13 protein-coding genes and 3 tRNA genes are annotated in these 18,335 nt (G+C 72.8%); 14 read left to right on the top strand and 2 right to left on the bottom strand.

The window, feature by feature from the left end; all coding sequences use genetic code 11:
• Positions 1–22: 22 nt before the first annotated feature.
• From gltX to MLY01S_RS01885, 5 genes are all read left to right on the top strand, one after another.
• Positions 23–1,579 (top strand): glutamate--tRNA ligase, encoded by a 1,557-nt coding sequence (gene gltX, locus MLY01S_RS01905; protein WP_067188775.1) that lies wholly within the window; start codon positions 23–25, stop codon positions 1,577–1,579.
• A 31-nt stretch (positions 1,580–1,610) separates the two neighbouring features.
• On the top strand, positions 1,611–2,471 hold the full coding sequence (locus MLY01S_RS01900) for an HAD family hydrolase (RefSeq protein WP_067188773.1): 861 nt from the start codon (positions 1,611–1,613) through the stop codon (positions 2,469–2,471).
• 208 nt (positions 2,472–2,679) lie between these two features.
• Positions 2,680–2,751, top strand: a tRNA-Gln gene (locus MLY01S_RS01895).
• 60 nt (positions 2,752–2,811) lie between these two features.
• Positions 2,812–2,887 (top strand) — tRNA-Glu (locus tag MLY01S_RS01890).
• Positions 2,888–3,123: 236 nt separating this feature from the next.
• Positions 3,124–3,199 (top strand) — tRNA-Glu (locus MLY01S_RS01885).
• A 57-nt stretch (positions 3,200–3,256) separates the two neighbouring features.
• Here the strand turns inward: MLY01S_RS01885 and MLY01S_RS12310 are convergent.
• Positions 3,257–5,734 carry a glycosyltransferase family 2 protein gene (locus tag MLY01S_RS12310; protein ID WP_067188771.1) on the bottom strand — a complete coding sequence of 826 codons (2,478 nt, stop codon included), beginning with the start codon at positions 5,732–5,734 and terminating at the stop codon, positions 3,257–3,259.
• Positions 5,735–5,854: 120 nt separating this feature from the next.
• Between MLY01S_RS12310 and MLY01S_RS12305 the strand changes: the two genes are divergently transcribed.
• Genes MLY01S_RS12305 through MLY01S_RS01865 form a run of 3 tightly spaced genes read left to right on the top strand, consistent with a single transcriptional unit; the run spans position 5,855 to position 10,543 of the window.
• The gene (locus MLY01S_RS12305; RefSeq protein WP_255217994.1) at positions 5,855–7,723 is read left to right on the top strand and encodes a dynamin family protein; all 1,869 of its coding nucleotides are present in this window, start codon (positions 5,855–5,857) and stop codon (positions 7,721–7,723) included.
• Positions 7,720–9,465: a GTPase gene (locus MLY01S_RS01870; protein ID WP_067188768.1), complete on the top strand. Its 1,746-nt coding sequence runs from the start codon at positions 7,720–7,722 to the stop codon at positions 9,463–9,465. Before MLY01S_RS12305 ends, MLY01S_RS01870 begins: the two co-directional genes overlap by 4 nt.
• Positions 9,452–10,543: a thiamine-phosphate kinase gene (locus tag MLY01S_RS01865; RefSeq protein ID WP_167635477.1), complete on the top strand. Its 1,092-nt coding sequence runs from the start codon at positions 9,452–9,454 to the stop codon at positions 10,541–10,543. The genes MLY01S_RS01870 and MLY01S_RS01865 overlap by 14 nt, the downstream gene beginning before the upstream one ends.
• Positions 10,544–10,657: 114 nt before the next feature.
• Here the strand turns inward: MLY01S_RS01865 and MLY01S_RS01860 are convergent, their stop codons facing one another.
• Positions 10,658–11,440, bottom strand: coding sequence for an IclR family transcriptional regulator (locus MLY01S_RS01860; RefSeq protein WP_245232034.1), 783 nt, complete (start codon positions 11,438–11,440; stop codon positions 10,658–10,660).
• 285 nt (positions 11,441–11,725) lie between these two features.
• Between MLY01S_RS01860 and leuC the strand changes: the two genes are divergently transcribed.
• The 6 genes from leuC (at position 11,726) to MLY01S_RS01830 (ending at position 18,319) form a co-directional block, all read left to right on the top strand.
• Positions 11,726–13,192, top strand: coding sequence for a 3-isopropylmalate dehydratase large subunit (gene leuC / locus MLY01S_RS01855; RefSeq protein WP_067188764.1), 1,467 nt, complete (start codon positions 11,726–11,728; stop codon positions 13,190–13,192).
• Positions 13,193–13,195: 3 nt separating this feature from the next.
• Complete coding sequence (gene leuD / locus MLY01S_RS01850; RefSeq protein ID WP_067188762.1) at positions 13,196–13,804, top strand: 3-isopropylmalate dehydratase small subunit; 609 nt, start codon at positions 13,196–13,198, stop codon at positions 13,802–13,804.
• 291 nt (positions 13,805–14,095) lie between these two features.
• Positions 14,096–15,421: a UDP-N-acetylglucosamine 1-carboxyvinyltransferase gene (gene murA, locus MLY01S_RS01845; RefSeq protein ID WP_067188760.1), complete on the top strand. Its 1,326-nt coding sequence runs from the start codon at positions 14,096–14,098 to the stop codon at positions 15,419–15,421.
• The gene (locus MLY01S_RS01840) at positions 15,421–16,164 is read left to right on the top strand and encodes a lysophospholipid acyltransferase family protein (protein WP_082739522.1); all 744 of its coding nucleotides are present in this window, start codon (positions 15,421–15,423) and stop codon (positions 16,162–16,164) included. The genes murA and MLY01S_RS01840 overlap by 1 nt, the downstream gene beginning before the upstream one ends.
• Positions 16,161–17,198 carry an NAD(P)H-dependent glycerol-3-phosphate dehydrogenase gene (locus tag MLY01S_RS01835; RefSeq protein ID WP_067188759.1) on the top strand — a complete coding sequence of 346 codons (1,038 nt, stop codon included), beginning with the start codon at positions 16,161–16,163 and terminating at the stop codon, positions 17,196–17,198. Before MLY01S_RS01840 ends, MLY01S_RS01835 begins: the two co-directional genes overlap by 4 nt.
• Positions 17,195–18,319, top strand: a complete 1,125-nt coding sequence (locus MLY01S_RS01830; RefSeq protein WP_067188757.1) for a D-alanine--D-alanine ligase family protein — start codon at positions 17,195–17,197, stop codon at positions 18,317–18,319. The genes MLY01S_RS01835 and MLY01S_RS01830 overlap by 4 nt, the downstream gene beginning before the upstream one ends.
• Positions 18,320–18,335: the final 16 nt, after the last annotated feature.

Raw genomic sequence — 18,335 nt, 5'->3', positions numbered from 1 at the left:
CGGGAGTAGGCTGAGGACCACTATGTCTGATGCCATCGCGACCGACCACCTTCCCGCCTCCCGTGCCGCGTCCGCCGACGTCCCCCAGGTGGATGCGGACACCCCCGTCCGCGTCCGATTCTGCCCCTCTCCGACCGGCACCCCGCACGTGGGGCTGATCCGCACCGCCCTGTTCAACTGGGGCTGGGCTCGTCACACCGGCGGCACCCTCGTGTTCCGCATCGAGGACACCGACGCCAAGCGCGACTCCGAGGAGTCCTTCCTGCAGCTCGTCGAGGCCATGACGTGGCTCGGCATCGACTGGGACGAGGGCGTCCAGGTCGGCGGCCCGCACGAGCCCTACCGCCAGTCCCAGCGCAAGGACATCTACGCGGACGTCATCGACAAGCTCAAGGACGGCGGCTACATCTACCCGTCCTACTCCACCCCGGAGGAGACCGAGGCACGCCACCGCGCCGCCGGCCGCGACCCCAAGCTCGGCTACGACGGCTTCGACCGCGACCTGACCGCCGAGCAGATCGCGGCCTTCGAAGCCGAGGGACGCGTCCCGGTCTGGCGTGTGCGCATGCCGGACGAGGACATCACCTTCACGGACATGGTGCGCGGCGAGATCACCTTCAAGGCCGGCTCCGTGCCGGACTTCGTGGTGGTGCGCGGTGACGGGTCCGCGCTCTACACGCTGGTGAACCCCGTGGACGACGCCCTCATGGGCATCACCCATGTGCTGCGCGGCGAGGACCTGCTCTCCTCGACCCCGCGGCAGATCGCCCTGTACCGCGCCCTCTACGCCGTGGGCGTGGCGGCGTACATGCCTGAGTTCGGCCACCTGCCCTATGTGATGGGCCAGGGCAACAAGAAGCTCTCCAAGCGCGACCCGCAGGCCAACCTGTTCCACCACCGGGACAACGGCTTCATCCGTGAGGGCCTGCTGAACTACCTCGCCCTGCTCGGATGGTCGCTGTCCGCCGACGAGGACATCTTCACCCCCGAGCAGTTCGTGGAGCACTTCGACGTGCACAAGGTGCTGGCGAACCCGGCCCGCTTCGACGAGAAGAAGGCCGTCGCCATCAACGGCACCCACATCCGCATGCTCGACGAGGACGACTTCCGTGGGCGCCTGCTGCCCTACCTGCAGGCCGCAGGCCTGATGGCCCAGGAGCCGACCGATCGCGAGAAGGAGATCCTCGCTGCGGCTGCCCCCCTCGTCCAGGAGCGCGTGCAGCTGCTGGGCGAGGCCGTGGACATGCTCGCCTTCCTCTTCACCGCAGACGCGGACATCGCCACCGCCGAGGGTGCCATGAAGGGCATGCCGGCGGACCTGGGCGCCGCCGTCTCGGCAGCCCGCGAGGCCCTCGACGCCCTGCCGGAGGACGGCTTCACCACCGAGGCGATCGAGCAGGCCCTGCGCGCCGCGCTGATCGACGGCCTCGAGCTGAAGCCGCGCCAGGCCTTCGGCCCGGTGCGCGTGGCCGTGACCGGCAAGAAGGTCTCCCCGCCGCTGTTCGAGTCCCTGGAGATCCTCGGCAAGGCGTCCGCGCTGGCCCGCCTGGACCGATTCGCCGCCGAGCAGGGCCTCTGAGCCTGGTGCCGACGCCGAGCGGAGGGACGCGATGACCGACCGCCATGACGGCCGGTCCCAGTCCGGAGCCCCGGAGGCCGACGCCTCCGGGGCTCCGGCGTGGGACGGCGTCCTGTTCGACCTCGACGACACCCTGCTGGACCTGAAGACCGCCCAGCGGGCCGCCTTCACCGCCACCGTCTGCCGACAGTGGCCCGGCGTGGACGCCCTGGGAGAGGGGCCGCTGCGGGCCGCGGCCGTCGACTTCGCCGCAGACGTGCGCGGGCACTACCAGCGGTACATCGCCGGAGAGCTGACCTTCGCGGAGCAGCGCCTGGCACGGGCCGCCGACGCCCTGCAGGGGCTCGGGGCGCCTGGCGCCGCGGCGGTGCCGGATGCGCAGCTCTGGGTGACGGAGTACGAGCACCTCGTGCGCTCCCACTGGAGGCTGTTCCCCGAGGTCGCCGCGGTGCTCGAGCAGGTCCGGGCCTCGGGGCGCCCCGTCGGGATCGTCACCAACAACGTCGAGGAGTACCAGCGCGGCAAGGCCGCGGCGATCGGCCTGGGGTGGATCGACGTGGTCGTGGGGTCCGACACGGTCGGTGCGCCCAAGCCGGATGCGGCCCCGTTCCTGGCCGGCTGCGCAGGGCTCCGCACCGAGCCGGCGCGGACGCTCTTCGTCGGGGACAGCCTGAAGCACGATGTCGCCGGCGCGAGCGGTGCCGGGCTCGTGCCGGTCTGGTCTGTCCGCGATGCCGCGGACACGGCGGACGGCTCCGGGGAGGGCGCCGGCACGGAGCCGGTGGACCCAAGCGGGCATGAGATCCGTCGTGCCACGGCTGCGCCGGTGCGGGAGCCGGAGCGGGGCTGCTGGCGGATCGGCTCGCTCGAGGCATTGCGTGCCTGGCTCTGAGGAGGACTCGGCTGGCGGCGCGCAGGCGCGAGGGGCGCGGCCGGCAGAGGCGTCCGGGCGCGCCGCTGCGACGGATGGTGGAGATCACGCGCCGCCGGTTTTGCACTCGCAGGGAAGGACGTGTAGAGTTCTTACTCGTTGCCGGGGGAACCCGGGAACACACGTTCGTGAATAACGTGCTGACGGTCAGTCAAGCATTGACCGGCAGTGGGGTATGGTGTAATTGGCAACACAACGGTTTCTGGTACCGTCATTCTAGGTTCGAGTCCTGGTACCCCAGCTCGCAGAAGCTGTGGTAGGCTTCTCGAGTTGCTCCGACGCGAGTCGGGACAACGCTCTCGGCCCCATCGTATAGCGGCCTAGTACGCCGCCCTCTCACGGCGGTAACGCGGGTTCAAATCCCGCTGGGGTCACCAACCCGCGAAAGCCCCGGTCTTCGGACCGGGGCTTTCGTGCGTCCGCGATGCCGTTGCGCCGGACGTGCCGTCAGTCCGGCGGGGGCCGTCCGTCCGGGCGCTCGCGGGGCCGGCAGCCGGTCCCGTTGCCGGGGACGGCGCGCCGCTGCCTCGACCGCCGATTTTGCCCGGAGGCGGGGCCCTGCTACATTTGTGGAGTTGCCGCGGACGGCACACGTCGCCCGGAGCAACGGCTCGGCCCCATCGTATAGCGGCCTAGTACGCCGCCCTCTCACGGCGGTAACGCGGGTTCAAATCCCGCTGGGGTCACCATCGTGACGAGAGCCCCGGTCTTCGGACCGGGGCTCTCGTGCGTCTGCCGGACGCGGCTCAGCCGTCGTCGGACGAGGACGGGGCGCCGCCGGCGGCCTGCTCGGCCGCAGGCGCCCCGGTCGGGTACAGGGCCACGATCTCGGCGAGCACGGACTCCGCCTCGGCCCGCTCCTCGGGAGCCACCTGCTCGAGCAGCGGTGCGTACCAGGTGTCGAGGGAGCGCTGCAGCTGACCGGAGCAGAAGGTCTCCAGCAGGTCGTTCTCCTGCAGCCAGGCGAGACGGGCGTGCTCCACCACGAGGTGCTTGTGGAACAGTCGTGCGGAGGCGTCGTTGGTGACGGAGCCGGCCCGGTCCGCCACGTAGACCAGGTGTGCACGGTCCGTGAAGACCGCGTTCTCCGCTGCGAGGAGGACCTCCCAGCCGTACAGCGTGTCCTCGCCGGAGGCCGACTCGACGAAGCGGATGCCGGCCGAGCGCAGGAACTGCGTGCGCAGCACGGCCGCCTGGGTCGACACGGTGGGGAAGTGGCGCCCGCGGAAGAACTCCCGGCGCGCGTCCGCCACCTCACGGTCCCCGAAGGCGTGGCGGGCCATCACCCGGGCGTCGTCGCCGATCTTCACCTGGAAGCCCGAGACGAGGTCCGGCGTCCGCTCCTCTGCCCGGCGGGCGACGTACAGGTCGAGAAGCCGGTCGTAGCCGCCGGGGCTGATCTCGTTGTCCGGGTCGAGGAAGGAGACGAGCTCCGTGCGGACCTGCTCCACGCCCCAGTTGCGCGGACGCGACGCGGAGCCGGACCCGCCGTCCTCGAACAGGTGGACCGTGATCCGCGGACAGTGTTCCGCCAGCGAGCGGCACACGTCCGGGGTGCGTCCGTCCGTGGAGCCGTCGTCCACCAGCATGACGTGCATCCGGGGCCAGCACTCCTGACGGGCCAGCGAGGGCAGAGCCGTCTCCAGCAGGTGCCGTCCGTTGTTGTAGACCGGCAGGACGACGGTCAGGTCGGGACCGGAGGCATGGGCGGTGTCCTCGGCCGGATCCGGATCTGCGAACAGCTTTCCCGGCGGGCAGTCCAGCTCGAACGGGTCCACGGCGAAGGCGCGACCGCCGTCGGGCACGCCCCACAGCCAGGCGGAGGCCGGCGCCGCCGACAGGGAGAGTCCGCTCGTCCAGACGTCGCCGCGGTCGTGGACGCCCACATGGCAGCCGGCCAGGATCTCGGCAAGGGGCTCTCCGTCTGCTTGGCGGCGCTCGAGGTCCGCCATCGTGATCGGCTGGACGACCCGGTCGACCTCCAGGGACAGGAAAGGCAGCACCCTGCTGTGCAGGTACCGACGTCCGTGCCGGTCGCCGGCGCGCAGCGGCACGAGCACATCGACGCCCTCGGCGCGGCAGAAGGCGTCCAGGGCCTCCGGCAGAGGGAAGTCCTCCACGGTGCGGACCAGCAGGTCTGCGCAGGCCGGCGCCTCGGGGACATCCGTCGTCGGCGCGCGGTCGTACAGCGCCAGCACCGTCAGGCGCGGTCGGGTGGGGGAGCCGGACTCCAGCCGGTCCGCGGCCTCCCAGGCGGCCGCCGTCCGGGCGGCCGCCTCGTAGCGGCGCAGGGGGCGGTTCAGGTAGGCGAGGTCCTGATCCACCGGGACCGCATGGATCTGCGGGGCGGTCCGGCGCACCCACGCGCTCTGGTCCGTCACCACCGACAGGCCGTGGGCCAGGAACCCCTCCAGCCGGCGGCGAGCGGCATCGTCTCCGGCGGTCGCGATGACGTGGTGCGCGGCCGCCGCCTCGACGACGTCGTCCGAAGCGGCCGCCAGGGCCTCGCGTCGGATCCACTGTTCGCCCGAGGACTCGAGCGAACGGGCGAGCATGGCGGTGCCGCCGTCCTCGTCGGTGTCCACGGGCCACAGGACGGTGCCGCCTGCGGTCGGATCGAACATGCCCCAGGTGGTGGGGCCCCCTCCGGCGCGGCGCCAGGCCTCGGCCTGCGAGCGCTGGGCGAGCGGCGCGGCACGGCGCAAAAGCGCGGCGACGAACGGCGCCACGCCCGCCGGTGTGTTCCAGGCGGCGCGGGAGCGGTCGGTGAGGGGAGCCACCCCGACATGCTTCAGCCGGATCCGTCCGGCGCCGCGGATCCGCAGGGCCAGACGGAACCGCTCGCAGTCTCCGCGGAGCACGTGAACCGTCGGGGCGTTGGCGGGCACGAAGGTGACCCGTGACTTCGTGCCCCGGTCGTCGAACTCCACCACCGCCACGTCGACGACGATCGCCTTCGTGCTCGGTGCCTCCGTCACGAGGTCGACCGCGAGCCCGGTCGTCTCCCCCCGAGGGGGGAGGCCCGGTCCGGGGCGGGAGAGGTCGCCCAGCGTGCCGGCGTGGACCAGGTAGTCGCTGCCTGCGCGCCGATGCTCCAGGACCTCGGGGGCGTCGTCGGCGCAGCGCAGGTACCGCACGGAGGGTCCGGTCCACGACTCGTCGGAGAGCAGGCCGCCCGACAGCGACGGAGGAGACCAGTGCGGAGGCAGAGCGATGAACGTCACACCGTCCACTATAGGGAGCAGGCCGCGGAGGCACCGTCGGTGACCGGGCACCGACGCGCGGTGCGCGGAGGGGATCTGACAGGGCGTGGCCGGCGCCCGCCCACGTGCCATCATGGGCGGGTGACGAACACTTCCCACCGCGACGCCGCTGCGCTCGAGGCGGTCCAGGAGACCGTCCGGGCCGCGCGCTCCCACGCCGACGCCGTCGAGCTGTCCCTCGAGACCTCCGGCGTGGCCGATCAGCGCGCCCTGCGTGAACGCACGCTGCACCAGATCGACGACTACGTCCTGCCTCGGCTGGACTCGCTCGACGCGCCTCTGCTGGCCGTCGTCGGCGGCTCCACCGGCGCCGGAAAGTCCACCCTCGTGAACGCCCTCGTGGGCCACGAGTTCTCCCGCTCCTCGGCGCTGCGCCCCACCACCCGCCAGCCCCTGCTGCTGCACCACCCGGACGACGAGCACTGGTTCTCCGGTCCACGGGTGCTGCCCGAGCTCGCCCGCGTCCGTGTGCACCGCTCCGTCTCCGCCGGCCCGGTGGAGCCGGACGGCAGTGCCATGGACACCGTGGCCCTCGTGGCGGAGCCCGCGCTGCCGGCCGGCATCGCGATGGTCGACGCCCCGGACATCGACTCCGTCTCGGACGACAACCGCGCACTGTCCCGCCAGCTGCTCGAAGCCGCAGACCTCTGGATCTTCACCACCACCGCGCACCGTTACGCGGACGCCGTGCCGTGGCAGCTGCTGGGTGAGGCCGCCGCGCGCGACATCACCGTGGCCATCGTCCTGGGACGCGTCCCGGACGGTGCCGAGCAGGACGTCGTCCCGGACCTGCGCCGGATGCTCTCCGAGCGCGGCCTGGCCGACTCCCCGGTCCACGTGATCCCGGAGACCCGGTTCGACGAGCGGGGCCTGCTCCCCGAGGAGCACGTCGCAGGGCTGCGCCGGTGGCTCACGGAGCTCGCCGAGGACGCCGCCGCCCGCTCGGCGGTCGCCCGCCGCACGGTGGACGGCGTCCTGGCCCAGCTGGCCCAGCGCGTCGACGCCCTGGCGGACGCCGAGGCCGAGCAGCAGTCTGCGGCCGACGCCCTGGCCCGCATCGTGGCCGAGGCCACCGACCGCGCCGCCACGAAGGTCGAGGAGGCCACGTCGGACGGCACCCTGCTGCGCGGTGAGGTCCTCGCCCGCTGGCAGGACTTCGTCGGCACCGGCGAGTTCTTCCGCGGCCTGGAGTCCGGCATCGGCCGCATGCGCGACCGACTCGCGGCGTTCGTCCGCGGCCGCCCGGCTCTGCCGGAGCAGGTCGAGACCGCTCTGGAGACCGGACTGCACGCCGTGATCGTGGAGGCCGCCGCCGACGCCGCCGAGGACATCGAGCGCCGCTGGAAGGCCGAGCCGGCCGGCAGCGCCGTCCTGTCCGGCCGCAACCTCGGCGCCCTGCCGAGCGGATTCTCGGAGGAGGCGGCCGGCGTCATCCGCGCCTGGCAGCAGGACGTGCTCGCCCTCATCCAGGAGGAGGGCGCCGGTCGACGCACCAAGGCCCGCCTGGCCGCGTTCGGTGTCAACGGCGCCGCGGTGGCCCTCATGGTCCTCTCCTTCGCCTCCACCGGCGGCCTCGTCGGCCTGGAGGTCGGCATCGCAGGCGGCACCGCCGTCGTCGGCCAGAAGCTGCTCGAGTCGATCTTCGGCGAGGACGCGGTGCGACGCATGGCCAAGAAAGCGAACGACCTGCTGGACATGCGCGTCCGACGACTGCTCGACGGCGCCCTGTCCGACCAGTTCCTGCCGCTGGTCGAGCGGAAGCGCACCGCCGAGGACACCGCCGCCCTGCGCCGCCTGGCCCCGTCCCTGCGCTCCGGCCTCTCCGGAACCCCGACGACCGTCGGGGCGCCCGGCACCGACACCGACGCGGCCCGATCCGGCGGGCACCACGCCCAGGACCTGGATGACGAGGCCGTGTCCATCGTGGACCCGGAGGAGGACCACGCATGAGCCGCAGCACCGCCCCGAGCCTGCACGACCGTCTGGCCGCCCTGGGCGAGGCCGCGGAACTCGGCCGTGACCGCCTGCCGGACCCCGTGGTGGACGACGCCCACGCCGCCATGGACGCCGCCTCCGTGCGGACCTCGCTCTCTGCGGACCACACGGTGGTGGGCTTCTTCGGGGCCACCGGCTCCGGCAAGTCTTCCCTGTTCAACGCCCTGACCGGCCGCGAGCTGGCCCGTGTGGCGGCCACCCGTCCGACCACCTCCGAGGCGCTCGCCGCCGTCTGGGGCGTGGGCCGCGGCCAGGACCAGACGGGCGAGGGCGGCGGCGCCGCCGCGCTGCTGGACTGGCTCGGCGTGAAGCAGCGCCACCTTCTGGACGACGCCCCGCACCTGGACCAGGGCCGTCAGGGCTTGTTCGGGATCGGCCGCCGCGAGGGTGCCGACGCCACCGGCCTGATCCTGCTGGACCTGCCGGACGTGGACTCCGTGGTCCGCGAGAACCGCACGGTCACCGAACGTCTCGCCGGACACGTGGACGTGCTCGTCTTCGTGGTGGATCCGGAGAAGTATGCCGACGCCGTGCTGCACCGCGACTTCCTGGCCACCATGGGCTCCCACGCCGCTGTAACCCTGGTGGTCCTCAACCAGGTGGATCGCATCCAGGTGCGCGACCGGGACGAGGTCATCGCCTCCCTGCGTCGCATGCTCACCGGCCACGGGCTGGGAGATGTGCGGGTCATGGCCGCCTCCGCCCGCACCGGAGAGGGCCTGGACGAGGTCGGCGCGCAGATCGCCCGCATCGTCGCCGAGCGCGGCGCCGCCTCCGCACGCCTGTCCGCGGACGTCGCCGCCCACGCGGACGCCTTGGACGCCGCCTCCGGCAAGGGAGAGCCTGCCGGCGTCGGCTCCGGCAGGGCAGAGCGCCTCGGCCGTGACCTCGCCGTGGCCGGCGGCGTGCCCGCCGTGGTCCGTGCGGTCGAGGGGTCCTACCGCCTGCGCGCCACCCGCGCCACGGGCTGGCCCCTGCTGCGCTGGACCCACCGTTTCCGCACGGACCCGCTGCGTCGGCTGCACCTGCTGCCGTCCCGTCCGCTGCCGCAGCGGGACGGGGACGCCCCGGAGCACGATCCGTCGCTGCACCGCACCTCCCTGCCGGAGCGCAGCGGCACTCAGAAGGCCGCCGTGGCCGCCGCAGTCCGTTCGCTCGTCATCGATGCCTCCGCCGGCGCCCCCGAGCCGTGGGAGGCCTCGACCCGCCGGGCCGGCCGCAGCCGCCAGGAGCGGCTGCCGGACGCCGTGGACCAGGCCATCGCCGGCACCGACCTCCAGGCCGGCAAGGGCTCGTGGTGGTGGCCGGTGTTCAACGTGCTCCAGTGGCTGGCCCTGCTCACCGCAGTGGTGGGCGCCGGCTGGCTCGGTGTCTATGCGCTGGCCGCGTACCTGCAGTTCCACCTGCCCGAGGCACCGCAGGTGGAGGGCTTCCCGCTGCCGACGCTCCTGCTGGTCGCAGGCATCGCCCTCGGCATCCTGTTGGCGCTGATGGCGATCCCGCTCGCCCGGCTCGCGGCGCGCGGACGGGGCCGCAGGGCGCGCCGCCGCCTCGAGGAGGCCACCACCGAGGTCGGCCGCCGCGAGGTCATCCGTCCGGTGGAGGAGGAGATCGCCCGGCTTGCGGACTTCCGGGCCGCCCTCGCCCGGGCCCGGGGCGCAGATGCCGGGCGGGGAGGCCCCCGTGCCCGCCGCTGAGCACCACGACGACGGCGCCCGGACGCTCGCCGGTCTGGGCGAAGCCGGAGTGCTGCGCCTGATCGGCCGGGAGCTGGCCGTGGTCGAAGAACGCCGTCCGTGGCCGGAGGGCAGCGTGGGCATCGGGGACGACGCGGCCCTGCTGCCGGTGTCGCCCGGCGGCACCCTCGTCTCCACGGACTCCATGGCCGAGGGCCACGACTGGCTGCCGACCTGGCCGGCCGGCGTCCGCACCCGTGGCTTCGACGTCGGCTGGAAGGCCGCGGCGCAGAACCTCTCCGACATCAACGCGATGGGCGGAGTGCCCACGGCACTCGTCATGGCTCTGACGGGACCGCGGCGGACCGAGGCGGCCTGGATCGCCGGCGTCGCCCGCGGCCTCGCCACCGCCCTGCTGCGTCTGGGCGCGGACGAGTGCCGGGTGGCCGGCGGCGACCTCGGCGGCGCCGACCGTGCGGGACTGGCCGTCACCGTGCTCGGCCGGCCCGGAGCCCACGGCGTGCTGCGCCGGACCATGGGGGAGCAGGACCTCGCGGCGGTCCGCAGCGAGGGCGGCGCCGTGGTCCACGCCGGGAGCGCGCCGGGCTGGGCGGCGGCGGGGCTCGCCCTGCTGCTCACCGACCGCGCCGAGCTTGAGGAGCGCTGGCATGCACTGGCGCCTCAGGACCGTCCCGGTCCACGTGAGCTCGTCCGTGCCGTTCGCGCCCAGCTGCGCCCCCGGCCGCCGCTGGGGGCCGGGCCCGCAGGCGCCGGCGCACTCGCCTGCGGGATGGACGTCTCGGACGGGCTCGGCCGGGACGCGGACCGGCTTGCAGCGGCCAACGGCGTGCAGCTCTGGGCTGACGAGGCCTGGGTCGCCGAGGCGGCCGCACCGCTGCGCAGGCTCGGCCGGCTGCTGGACATCGCCCCGGAGGAATGGGTGCTCGGCGGGGGAGAGGACTACGGTCTGCTGGCCGTCCTGCGACCCGGCCACGGCGTCCCGCCCGGCTTCCGGGTGATCGGTGCGGTGCCGTCGTCGGGACGCGTGCCGGCCGGCCATCGGCTGCTGGGCGAGGCCGGGTGGGACCACTTCGCCTGAACCGCATCGGCGCGCCGAGGCACCGGGGCCGGCCGGCCGCCGGCGGAGCCTGCACACCGACGCACCAGGGGCCCCGACCGAGACGGTCGGGGGCCCTGGCCTGCTATGGGGCGCTCAGGCCTCGCCTGCGCGGATGAGCTCGGTGAGCCGGGTGGCCGCGGCGACCACCGCGTCGGCGTGCACGCGGCCGGGCTGACGGGTGAGGCGTTCGAGCGGCCCGGAGATGGACACGGCGGCGATCACGCGGCCCGAGGGCCCGCGCACCGGGGCGGACACGGAGGCGACGCCCGGCTCGCGTTCGGCCAGGGACTGTGCCCAGCCGCGACGGCGGACCGCGGCCAGGACGGTCGGCGTGAAGACGGCGCCGGCCAGCCCGTCGACGAGGCGTTCGTGGTCCTCCCAGGCCAACAGCACCTGGGCGGCGGAGCCGGCCTTCATGGACATGCGCGTGCCGACCGGAATGGTGTCGCGCAGGCCGACGGGCCGCTCGGCGGAGGCCACGCAGACGCGGGCGTCGGCCTGGCGGCGGAAGACCTGGGAGCTCTCGCCCGTGGCGTCGCGCAGCCAGAGCAGGACGGGGCCGGCGGCGGTCGTCAGCCGGTCCTCACCTGCCGCCGAGGCCAGTTCCGTCAGGCGCGAGCCCAGGACATAACGGCCGTGGAGGTCCTTGCCCACCAGCCGGTGGTGGGTCAGCGCCGCGGCGAGACGGTGGAGGGTCGGGCGGGCGATCCCCGTGGTGGTCACGAGCTGGGCCAGGGTCGCAGGGCCGGACTCGAGGGCGTCGAGGATCGCGGCGGACTTGTCCACGACGCCCACGCCGCTGGGCTCACGGTGGCCCAGCAGGTCCGTCTGGGCGGTCGTGGCCGGACGGGGAGGCAAGGAGGAGGCATTGCTCATGATGTGAGGGTATCCATCTCACCATGCGGAAGTCGCTGTATGACGCGTCTCGTCCGCATCATGACGCGGAATCGGCGGCCCCGGGGTGAGGCGGGGACCTCGCTGCAGTGTCCGCATGGCGGAACCGAGGCGACCGGATGTCGACACGCCTGGGCTCGAGGATGACAGTGAAGACAGTGACGGGCCGCCACCTCTGGCCCCGCACCGGGCCGCCATCCCTGGCCTGGACGACAACCCGGGGCCAGGCCTGATCGGCCCGGCCCGAAACCGACGAAGGAGCGCCGCATGACCGGCACACACGAGACCTCCCGCGGGCGCACGCTGGCGGAGAAGGTCTGGGACGAGCACGTGGTCGTCCGCGGAGAGGGCGAGGGAGCGGCCCGCGGCCGCGACCTGCTCTACATCGACCTCCACCTGCTCCACGAGGTCACGAGCCCGCAGGCCTTCGAGGGCCTGCGACTGGCCGGCCGCCCCGTGCGCAGGCCGGACCTGACGATCGCCACCGAGGACCACAACACCCCGACGCTGGACATCGACCGGCCGATCGCCGACCCGACCTCCCGCACACAGATCGAGGCCCTGCGCTCCAACGCCGAGGAGTTCGGCATCCGCCTGCACTCCCTGGGCGACCGGGAGCAGGGCATCGTGCACGTCGTCGGACCCCAGCTGGGCCTGACACAGCCCGGCATGACGGTGGTCTGCGGCGACTCCCACACCTCCACGCACGGCGCGTTCGGCGCGCTGGCGTTCGGCATCGGCACCTCCGAGGTCGAGCACGTGCTCGCCACCCAGACGCTGCCGCTCAAGCCGTTCAAGACCATGGCGATCACCGTGGAGGGCACCCTCCGTGAGGGCGTGACCGCGAAGGACCTCATCCTCGCCGTCATCGCGAAGATCGGCACCGGTGGAGGGCAGGGGTACGTGCTCGAGTACCGCGGCGAGGCCATCCGCGCCCTCTCCATGGAGGCGCGCATGACCATCTGCAACATGTCCATCGAGGCCGGAGCCCGCGCCGGCATGGTCGCTCCGGACGACACCACGTTCGAGTACATCAAGGGCCGCCCCCACGCTCCCGAGGGCGCCGACTGGGACGCCGCCGTCGAGCACTGGAGGACCCTGCGCACCGACGAGGACGCCGTCTTCGACGCCGAGGTCGTGATCGACGCGGACGCGCTCGAGCCGTTCGTCACCTGGGGCACCAACCCCGGCCAGGGCGTCAGCCTGAACGACGCCGTCCCGCATCCGGAGTCCTTCTCCGACCCGGACGAGCAGGCCGCCGCCGCCAAGGCGCTGCAGTACATGGGCCTCGAGGCGGGAACCGCCATGAAGGACATCGCGGTGGACACTGTGTTCATGGGCTCGTGCACCAACTCCCGGATCGAGGATCTGCGCGCCTTCGCCTCCGTGGTGGAGGGGCGGAAGAAGGCCGAGGGGGTGCGCGTCATGGTCGTGCCGGGGTCCGCCCGCGTGCGTCTGCAGGCGATGGAGGAAGGCCTCGACCGCATCTTCGAGGACTTCGGCGCCCAGTGGCGCTTCGCCGGCTGCTCCATGTGCCTCGGCATGAACCCGGACCAGCTGGAGCCGGGGGAGCGCTGCGCATCCACCTCGAACCGCAACTTCGAGGGCCGCCAGGGCAAGGGAGGCCGCACCCACCTGGTCTCGCCGGTCGTGGCCGCGGCGACCGCCGTGCTGGGCCGTCTGGCGAGCCCGTCCGACCTGCCCGCCCTCGACCGCGTCCCCCAGGAGGCCTGAGCCATGGAGAAGTTCACCACCCACACCGGCATCGGCGTCCCGCTGCGCGCGTCCAACGTGGACACGGACCAGATCATCCCCGCCGTCTACCTGAAGCGGATCACCCGCACCGGCTTCGACGACGCCCTGTTCGCAGGCTGGCGCCAGGACCCGGAGTTCATCCTCAACACCGAGCCGTACTCCGCCGGCACCGTGCTGGTGGCCGGACCGGACTTCGGCACCGGCTCCTCCCGCGAGCACGCCGTCTGGGCGCTCAAGGACTACGGCTTCCGCGCCGTGCTCTCGCCGCGCTTCGCGGACATCTTCCGCGGCAACGCCGCCAAGCAGGGCCTCGTGGCGGCTCAGGTGGAGGCGGCGGACATCGAGCGGATCTGGAAGGAGCTGGAGAACCAGCCCGGCGCCTCCGTCACCGTGGACCTCCTCTCCCGCACCGTGACCTGTGGCTCCTTCACCACGTCGTTCCAGCTGGACGACGAGACCCGGCACCGCCTGCTCGAGGGGCTCGACGACATCGCCGTCACCCTCGGCGAGGAGGAGGCCATCGCCGCCTACGAGTCAGGGCGACCGGACTTCAAGCCGACGACCCTGCCGGCCCGCACGGCCGCGAGCTGACGCAGACCGGGCCCGAGCCGGTCCACCCTCGGGCCCGAGTCGGTCCACCCGGAGGAGCCGTCCCGGACGGACCGCCCCGCCCGGCGCGGTCCGGTGTGACCATTCGCGCACAGCGGACTGCGTGCCGGAGCGGGGCGCCACTGTGTCGGGACCGGCGGTACCGCCTATGCTGAAGGGTGATTCCCGGCCCGGGCGCCCCCGCGCGTCCCGGCTGGCAGAGACCTGGCCCGCCGCCCGGCGGTGGGCATGAACCGACGCTGCGCCACCCCGCGGCGAGGGAGGACCACTGCTATGGCCAAGTTGCTCACGATCCAGGGCGGCAAGCCCCTGACCGGAGAGGTCACCGTCCGCGGCGCCAAGAACCTGGTGCCGAAGGCGATGGTCGCCGCCCTGCTGGGCAACACCCCGTCCGTGCTCCGCAGCATCCCGGAGATCAAGGACGTCGACGTCGTGAGCGCCCTGCTCGAGCTCCATGGTGTGACCGTCGACTGGGACAGCCAGGCCGGCTCCATCACCATGGACCCGGCCGGGGTCAGGCAGGCGAAGTCCGCGGAGATCGACGCGCACGCCGGCGACTCCCGCATCCCGATCCTCTTCTGCGGCCCGCTGATGCATGCGATCGGGGAGGCCTTCATCCCGGACCTCGGCGGCTGCAAGATCGGCGACCGGCCGATCGACTACCACCTCGAGGTCCTGCGCAACTTCGGCGCGGTCGTGGACAAGCGCCCCGGCGGCATCTCCATCTCCGCTCCCAAGGGCCTCCACGGCGCCAAGCTTGAGCTGCCCTACCCGTCGGTGGGCGCCACCGAGCAGGTCCTGCTCACCGCCGTGAAGGCCGAGGGCATCACCGAGCTCAAGGGCGCCGCCGTCGAGCCGGAGATCCACGACCTGATCGCCGTTCTCCAGAAGATGGGTGCGATCATCACGGTCCAGACCGACCGCACCATCCGCATCGAGGGCGTCTCCACGCTGCGCGGCTACAACCACACGGCCCTGCCGGACCGCAACGAGGCCGCCTCCTGGGCCTCGGCGGCCCTGGCCACCGGGGGAGACATCTTCGTGCGCCACGCCTCCCAGCGCGACCTCACCGCCTTCCTGAACACGTATCGCAAGATCGGCGGCGAGTTCGACGTCACCGACGAGGGCATCCGCTTCTGGCACGCCGGCGGTGAGCTGAACCCGCTCGTGCTCGAGACCGACGTGCACCCCGGCTTCATGACCGACTGGCAGCAGCCTCTCGTGGTGGCGCTCACCCAGGCGACGGGCGTGTCGATCGTGCACGAGACGGTCTACGAGAACCGCTTCGGCTTCACCGACGCCCTCGTCCGCATGGGCGCCTCCATCCAGCTGCACCGCGAGTGCCTCGGCTCCATCCCGTGCCGGTTCGGCCAGCGCAACTTCCTGCACTCGGCCGTGATCTCGGGTCCGGTCCGGCTCAAGGGCGCCACCTTCGACATCCCGGACCTGCGAGGCGGCTTCTCCCACCTCATCGCCGCCCTGGCGGCCGAGGGGACCTCGAAGGCCACCGGCCTGGAGATCATCAACCGCGGCTACGAGCACTTCATGGACAAGCTGCTCGCCCTCGGCGCGGACGTCGAGCTCTCGGACGAGTCCTGATGGCGCGCCGGGAGAAGTCCCCGCGCTCGCGGGCACCGTTCGGCGTCCGCGCAGGCTACGCCGCGGCAGCGGCCATCGTGCGTCCCGCCATGCGCCTGCTGACCCGCCAGCAGTGGCTGCACACGGAGCGGCTGCCGAAGACCGGTGCGATCGTCGTGGCCAACCACATCTCCGAGCTCGATCCGCTGGACATCGCCCACATGGTCTACAACCAGGGCCTGGTGCCGACGTTCCTGGCGAAGGCCGAGTTGTGGAAGGTCGCGCCGCTGCAGCAGATCCTCACGGGCCTGCGCCAGATCCCCGTGGAGCGCGGCGGGGACGCCGCCAAGTCCCTGGACACCGCGCGGGACGTCCTCACGGAGGGCGGTGTCATCATCGTCTACCCCGAGGGCACCGTCACCCGCGACCCGGAGGGCTGGCCGATGACCGGCCGCTCCGGTGCCGTGCGCCTGGCGCTGCAGACCGGTGTTCCGCTCGTGCCCGTCGCCCAGTGGGGCACGCAGGAGGTGCTGCCGTACAAGGGCAAGCCGTCGCTGTTCCCGCCCAAGCGTCTGCGCATTGCGGTCGGCGAGCCCGTCGATCTGTCCGACCTGCGTGGCCACAGGCCCACCCGGGAGGACCTCAAGGCAGGGACCGACCGCATGATGGACGCGCTCACCGCTCTCGTGGCCGAGCTCCGCGGCGAGCATCCGCCGGCCGGCAGGTGGGACATGCGCACCGGCCGACGCGAGGGCGCCGCGTGAGCCGCCCCGGACGCGTCGCCGTCCTCGGCGCCGGCAGCTGGGGCACCGCCTTCGCCGCCGTGATGGGCTCCAGCACCTCCCCGGAAGGACGCCGTGCCGACCGGATCGTGCTCTGGTCCCGCCGCCGGGAGATCGCGGACGCCATCACCCTGGGGTATCGCAACCCGGAGTATCTGCCGGACATCGATCTGCCGGAGAACATCTCCGCGGTGACCGACATCCACCAGGCCGTGACCGACGCCGCCGTCGTGGTGGTCGCCGTGCCCGCCCAGCACGTCCGCGAGACGCTCACCACCGTCAAGGACTCCATCGCCGAGGACGCGATCGTGGTCTCCCTGGTGAAGGGCCTCGAACGCGGCACCGGCGAGCGTCCGTCCCAGGTGTGTGCCTCTGCGCTCGGCGTGCCCCCGGAGCGCTTCGCCGTCGTGTCCGGTCCGAACCTGGCCCTCGAGATCGCCCGTGGCGAGCCGACCGCCACCGTCGTCGCATCCGAGTCCGCGGAGACCGCGGAGGCCATCGCCGCGATGACCGCGGGGCGCACCTTCCGCCCCTACACCAACACGGACGTCGTGGGCGTGGAGATCGGCGGCATCGTCAAGAACGTCATCGCCCTCGCCGTCGGCATCTGCGACGGCCAGGGCCTGGGGGACAACTCGAAGGCCTCCGTGATCACCCGCGGCCTGGCCGAGACCACGCGTCTGGCGATCGCCGTGGGCGGCCGCCCGGAGACGATGGCCGGCCTGGCCGGTCTCGGCGACCTCGTCGCCACCTGCGCCTCGCCGCTGTCCCGCAACCGCAGCGCGGGACGCCTCATCGGCACCGGCATGGGCGTGGACGAGGCCGTCGCCTCGATGAAGCAGACCGCCGAGGGCATCAAGTCGGTGTCCGCCGTGGTCGACCTGGCCCGCCGCCACGACGTCGAGATGCCCATCAGCGAAGCCATCAACGCAGTCGTGTCCGGCCGTCTCGAGGTCGCGACACTGGCCGACCTGCTGCTCTCCCGCAACCTGAAATCGGAAGGACACCGCGCATGACCACCTCCGCCGTCACCGAGCGTCCGCGCGTCCTTCTGCTGTTCGGCGGCCGCTCCAGCGAGCATCCCGTCAGCTGCGTGACCGCGGCGAACGTCCTGCGCGAGATCGACACCGAACGGTGGGAGCCGGTTCCGGTGGGTGTCGCCCGCTCGGGCCTGTGGTCCGTCGAGGACATGGACCCCACGCAGTGGAGCCTGCGCGACGGCTCCCTGCCGGAGGTCCCCGAGCCGATCCGTCCGGTCTCGCTGCGCGCGGCCTCGGACGGCACGACCGAGCTCGTGGACGCCGACGGAGCCTGTCTGGGTCGGGTGGACGTCGTCTTCCCGTTGCTGCACGGTCCCTTCGGCGAGGACGGCACCGTCCAGGGCCTGTTCGAGACGCTCAACCTGCCGGCCGTGGGCTGCGGCGTGCTCGCCTCCGCCGTCGGCATGGACAAGCACTTCATGAAGGTCGCCTTCCAGGCCGCCGGCCTGGAAGTCGGACCCTGGGAGACCATCACGGACCGCGACTGGCAGCGCGACGCCGACTCCGCCCTGGAGCGCGCGGGCTCCCTCGAATACCCGCTGTTCGTCAAGCCTGCGCGTGCCGGCTCGTCCTTCGGCATCACCCGCGTGGCCGAGCCCGCCGAGCTGCGCGCCGCCGTGGAGGAGGCGCGCCGGTTCGACCCGCGCGTCGTCGTGGAGGCAGGCATCCTCGGCCGGGAGATCGAGTGCGCCGTCCTGGACGGCCACGGCACGGACGTCCCGCGCGCGTCGTTGCCCGGCGAGATCGTGGTGGTGGAACAGACCGGCGACCACCAGTTCTACGACTTCGAGGCCAAGTACCAGGACGACGACGCCGCGCAGCTGTCCTGCCCCGCAGAAATGCCGGAGGAGGAGATCTCACGCCTGCAGGAGCTCGCCGTGCGGGCCTTCGAGGCCATCGACGGCGCCGGCTTGGCCCGCTGCGACTTCTTCTACACCCCGGACGGCCGCTGGGTGATCAACGAGATCAACACGATGCCCGGCTTCACCCCGATCAGCATGTACCCGGCGCTCTGGGAGCGCAGCGGCATCCCCTACTCGCAGCTGATCACCGAGCTCGTCGAGCTGGCCCTGGAGCGCGGCGCCGGCCTGCACTGAGGACCGGCCCGGCCGC

The sequence above is a fragment of the Micrococcus lylae NBRC 15355 genome (assembly GCF_001570885.1).
Taxonomy (GTDB): Bacteria; Actinomycetota; Actinomycetes; order Actinomycetales; family Micrococcaceae; genus Micrococcus; species Micrococcus lylae.
This window is presented reverse-complemented; position numbering and strand designations above follow the sequence as displayed.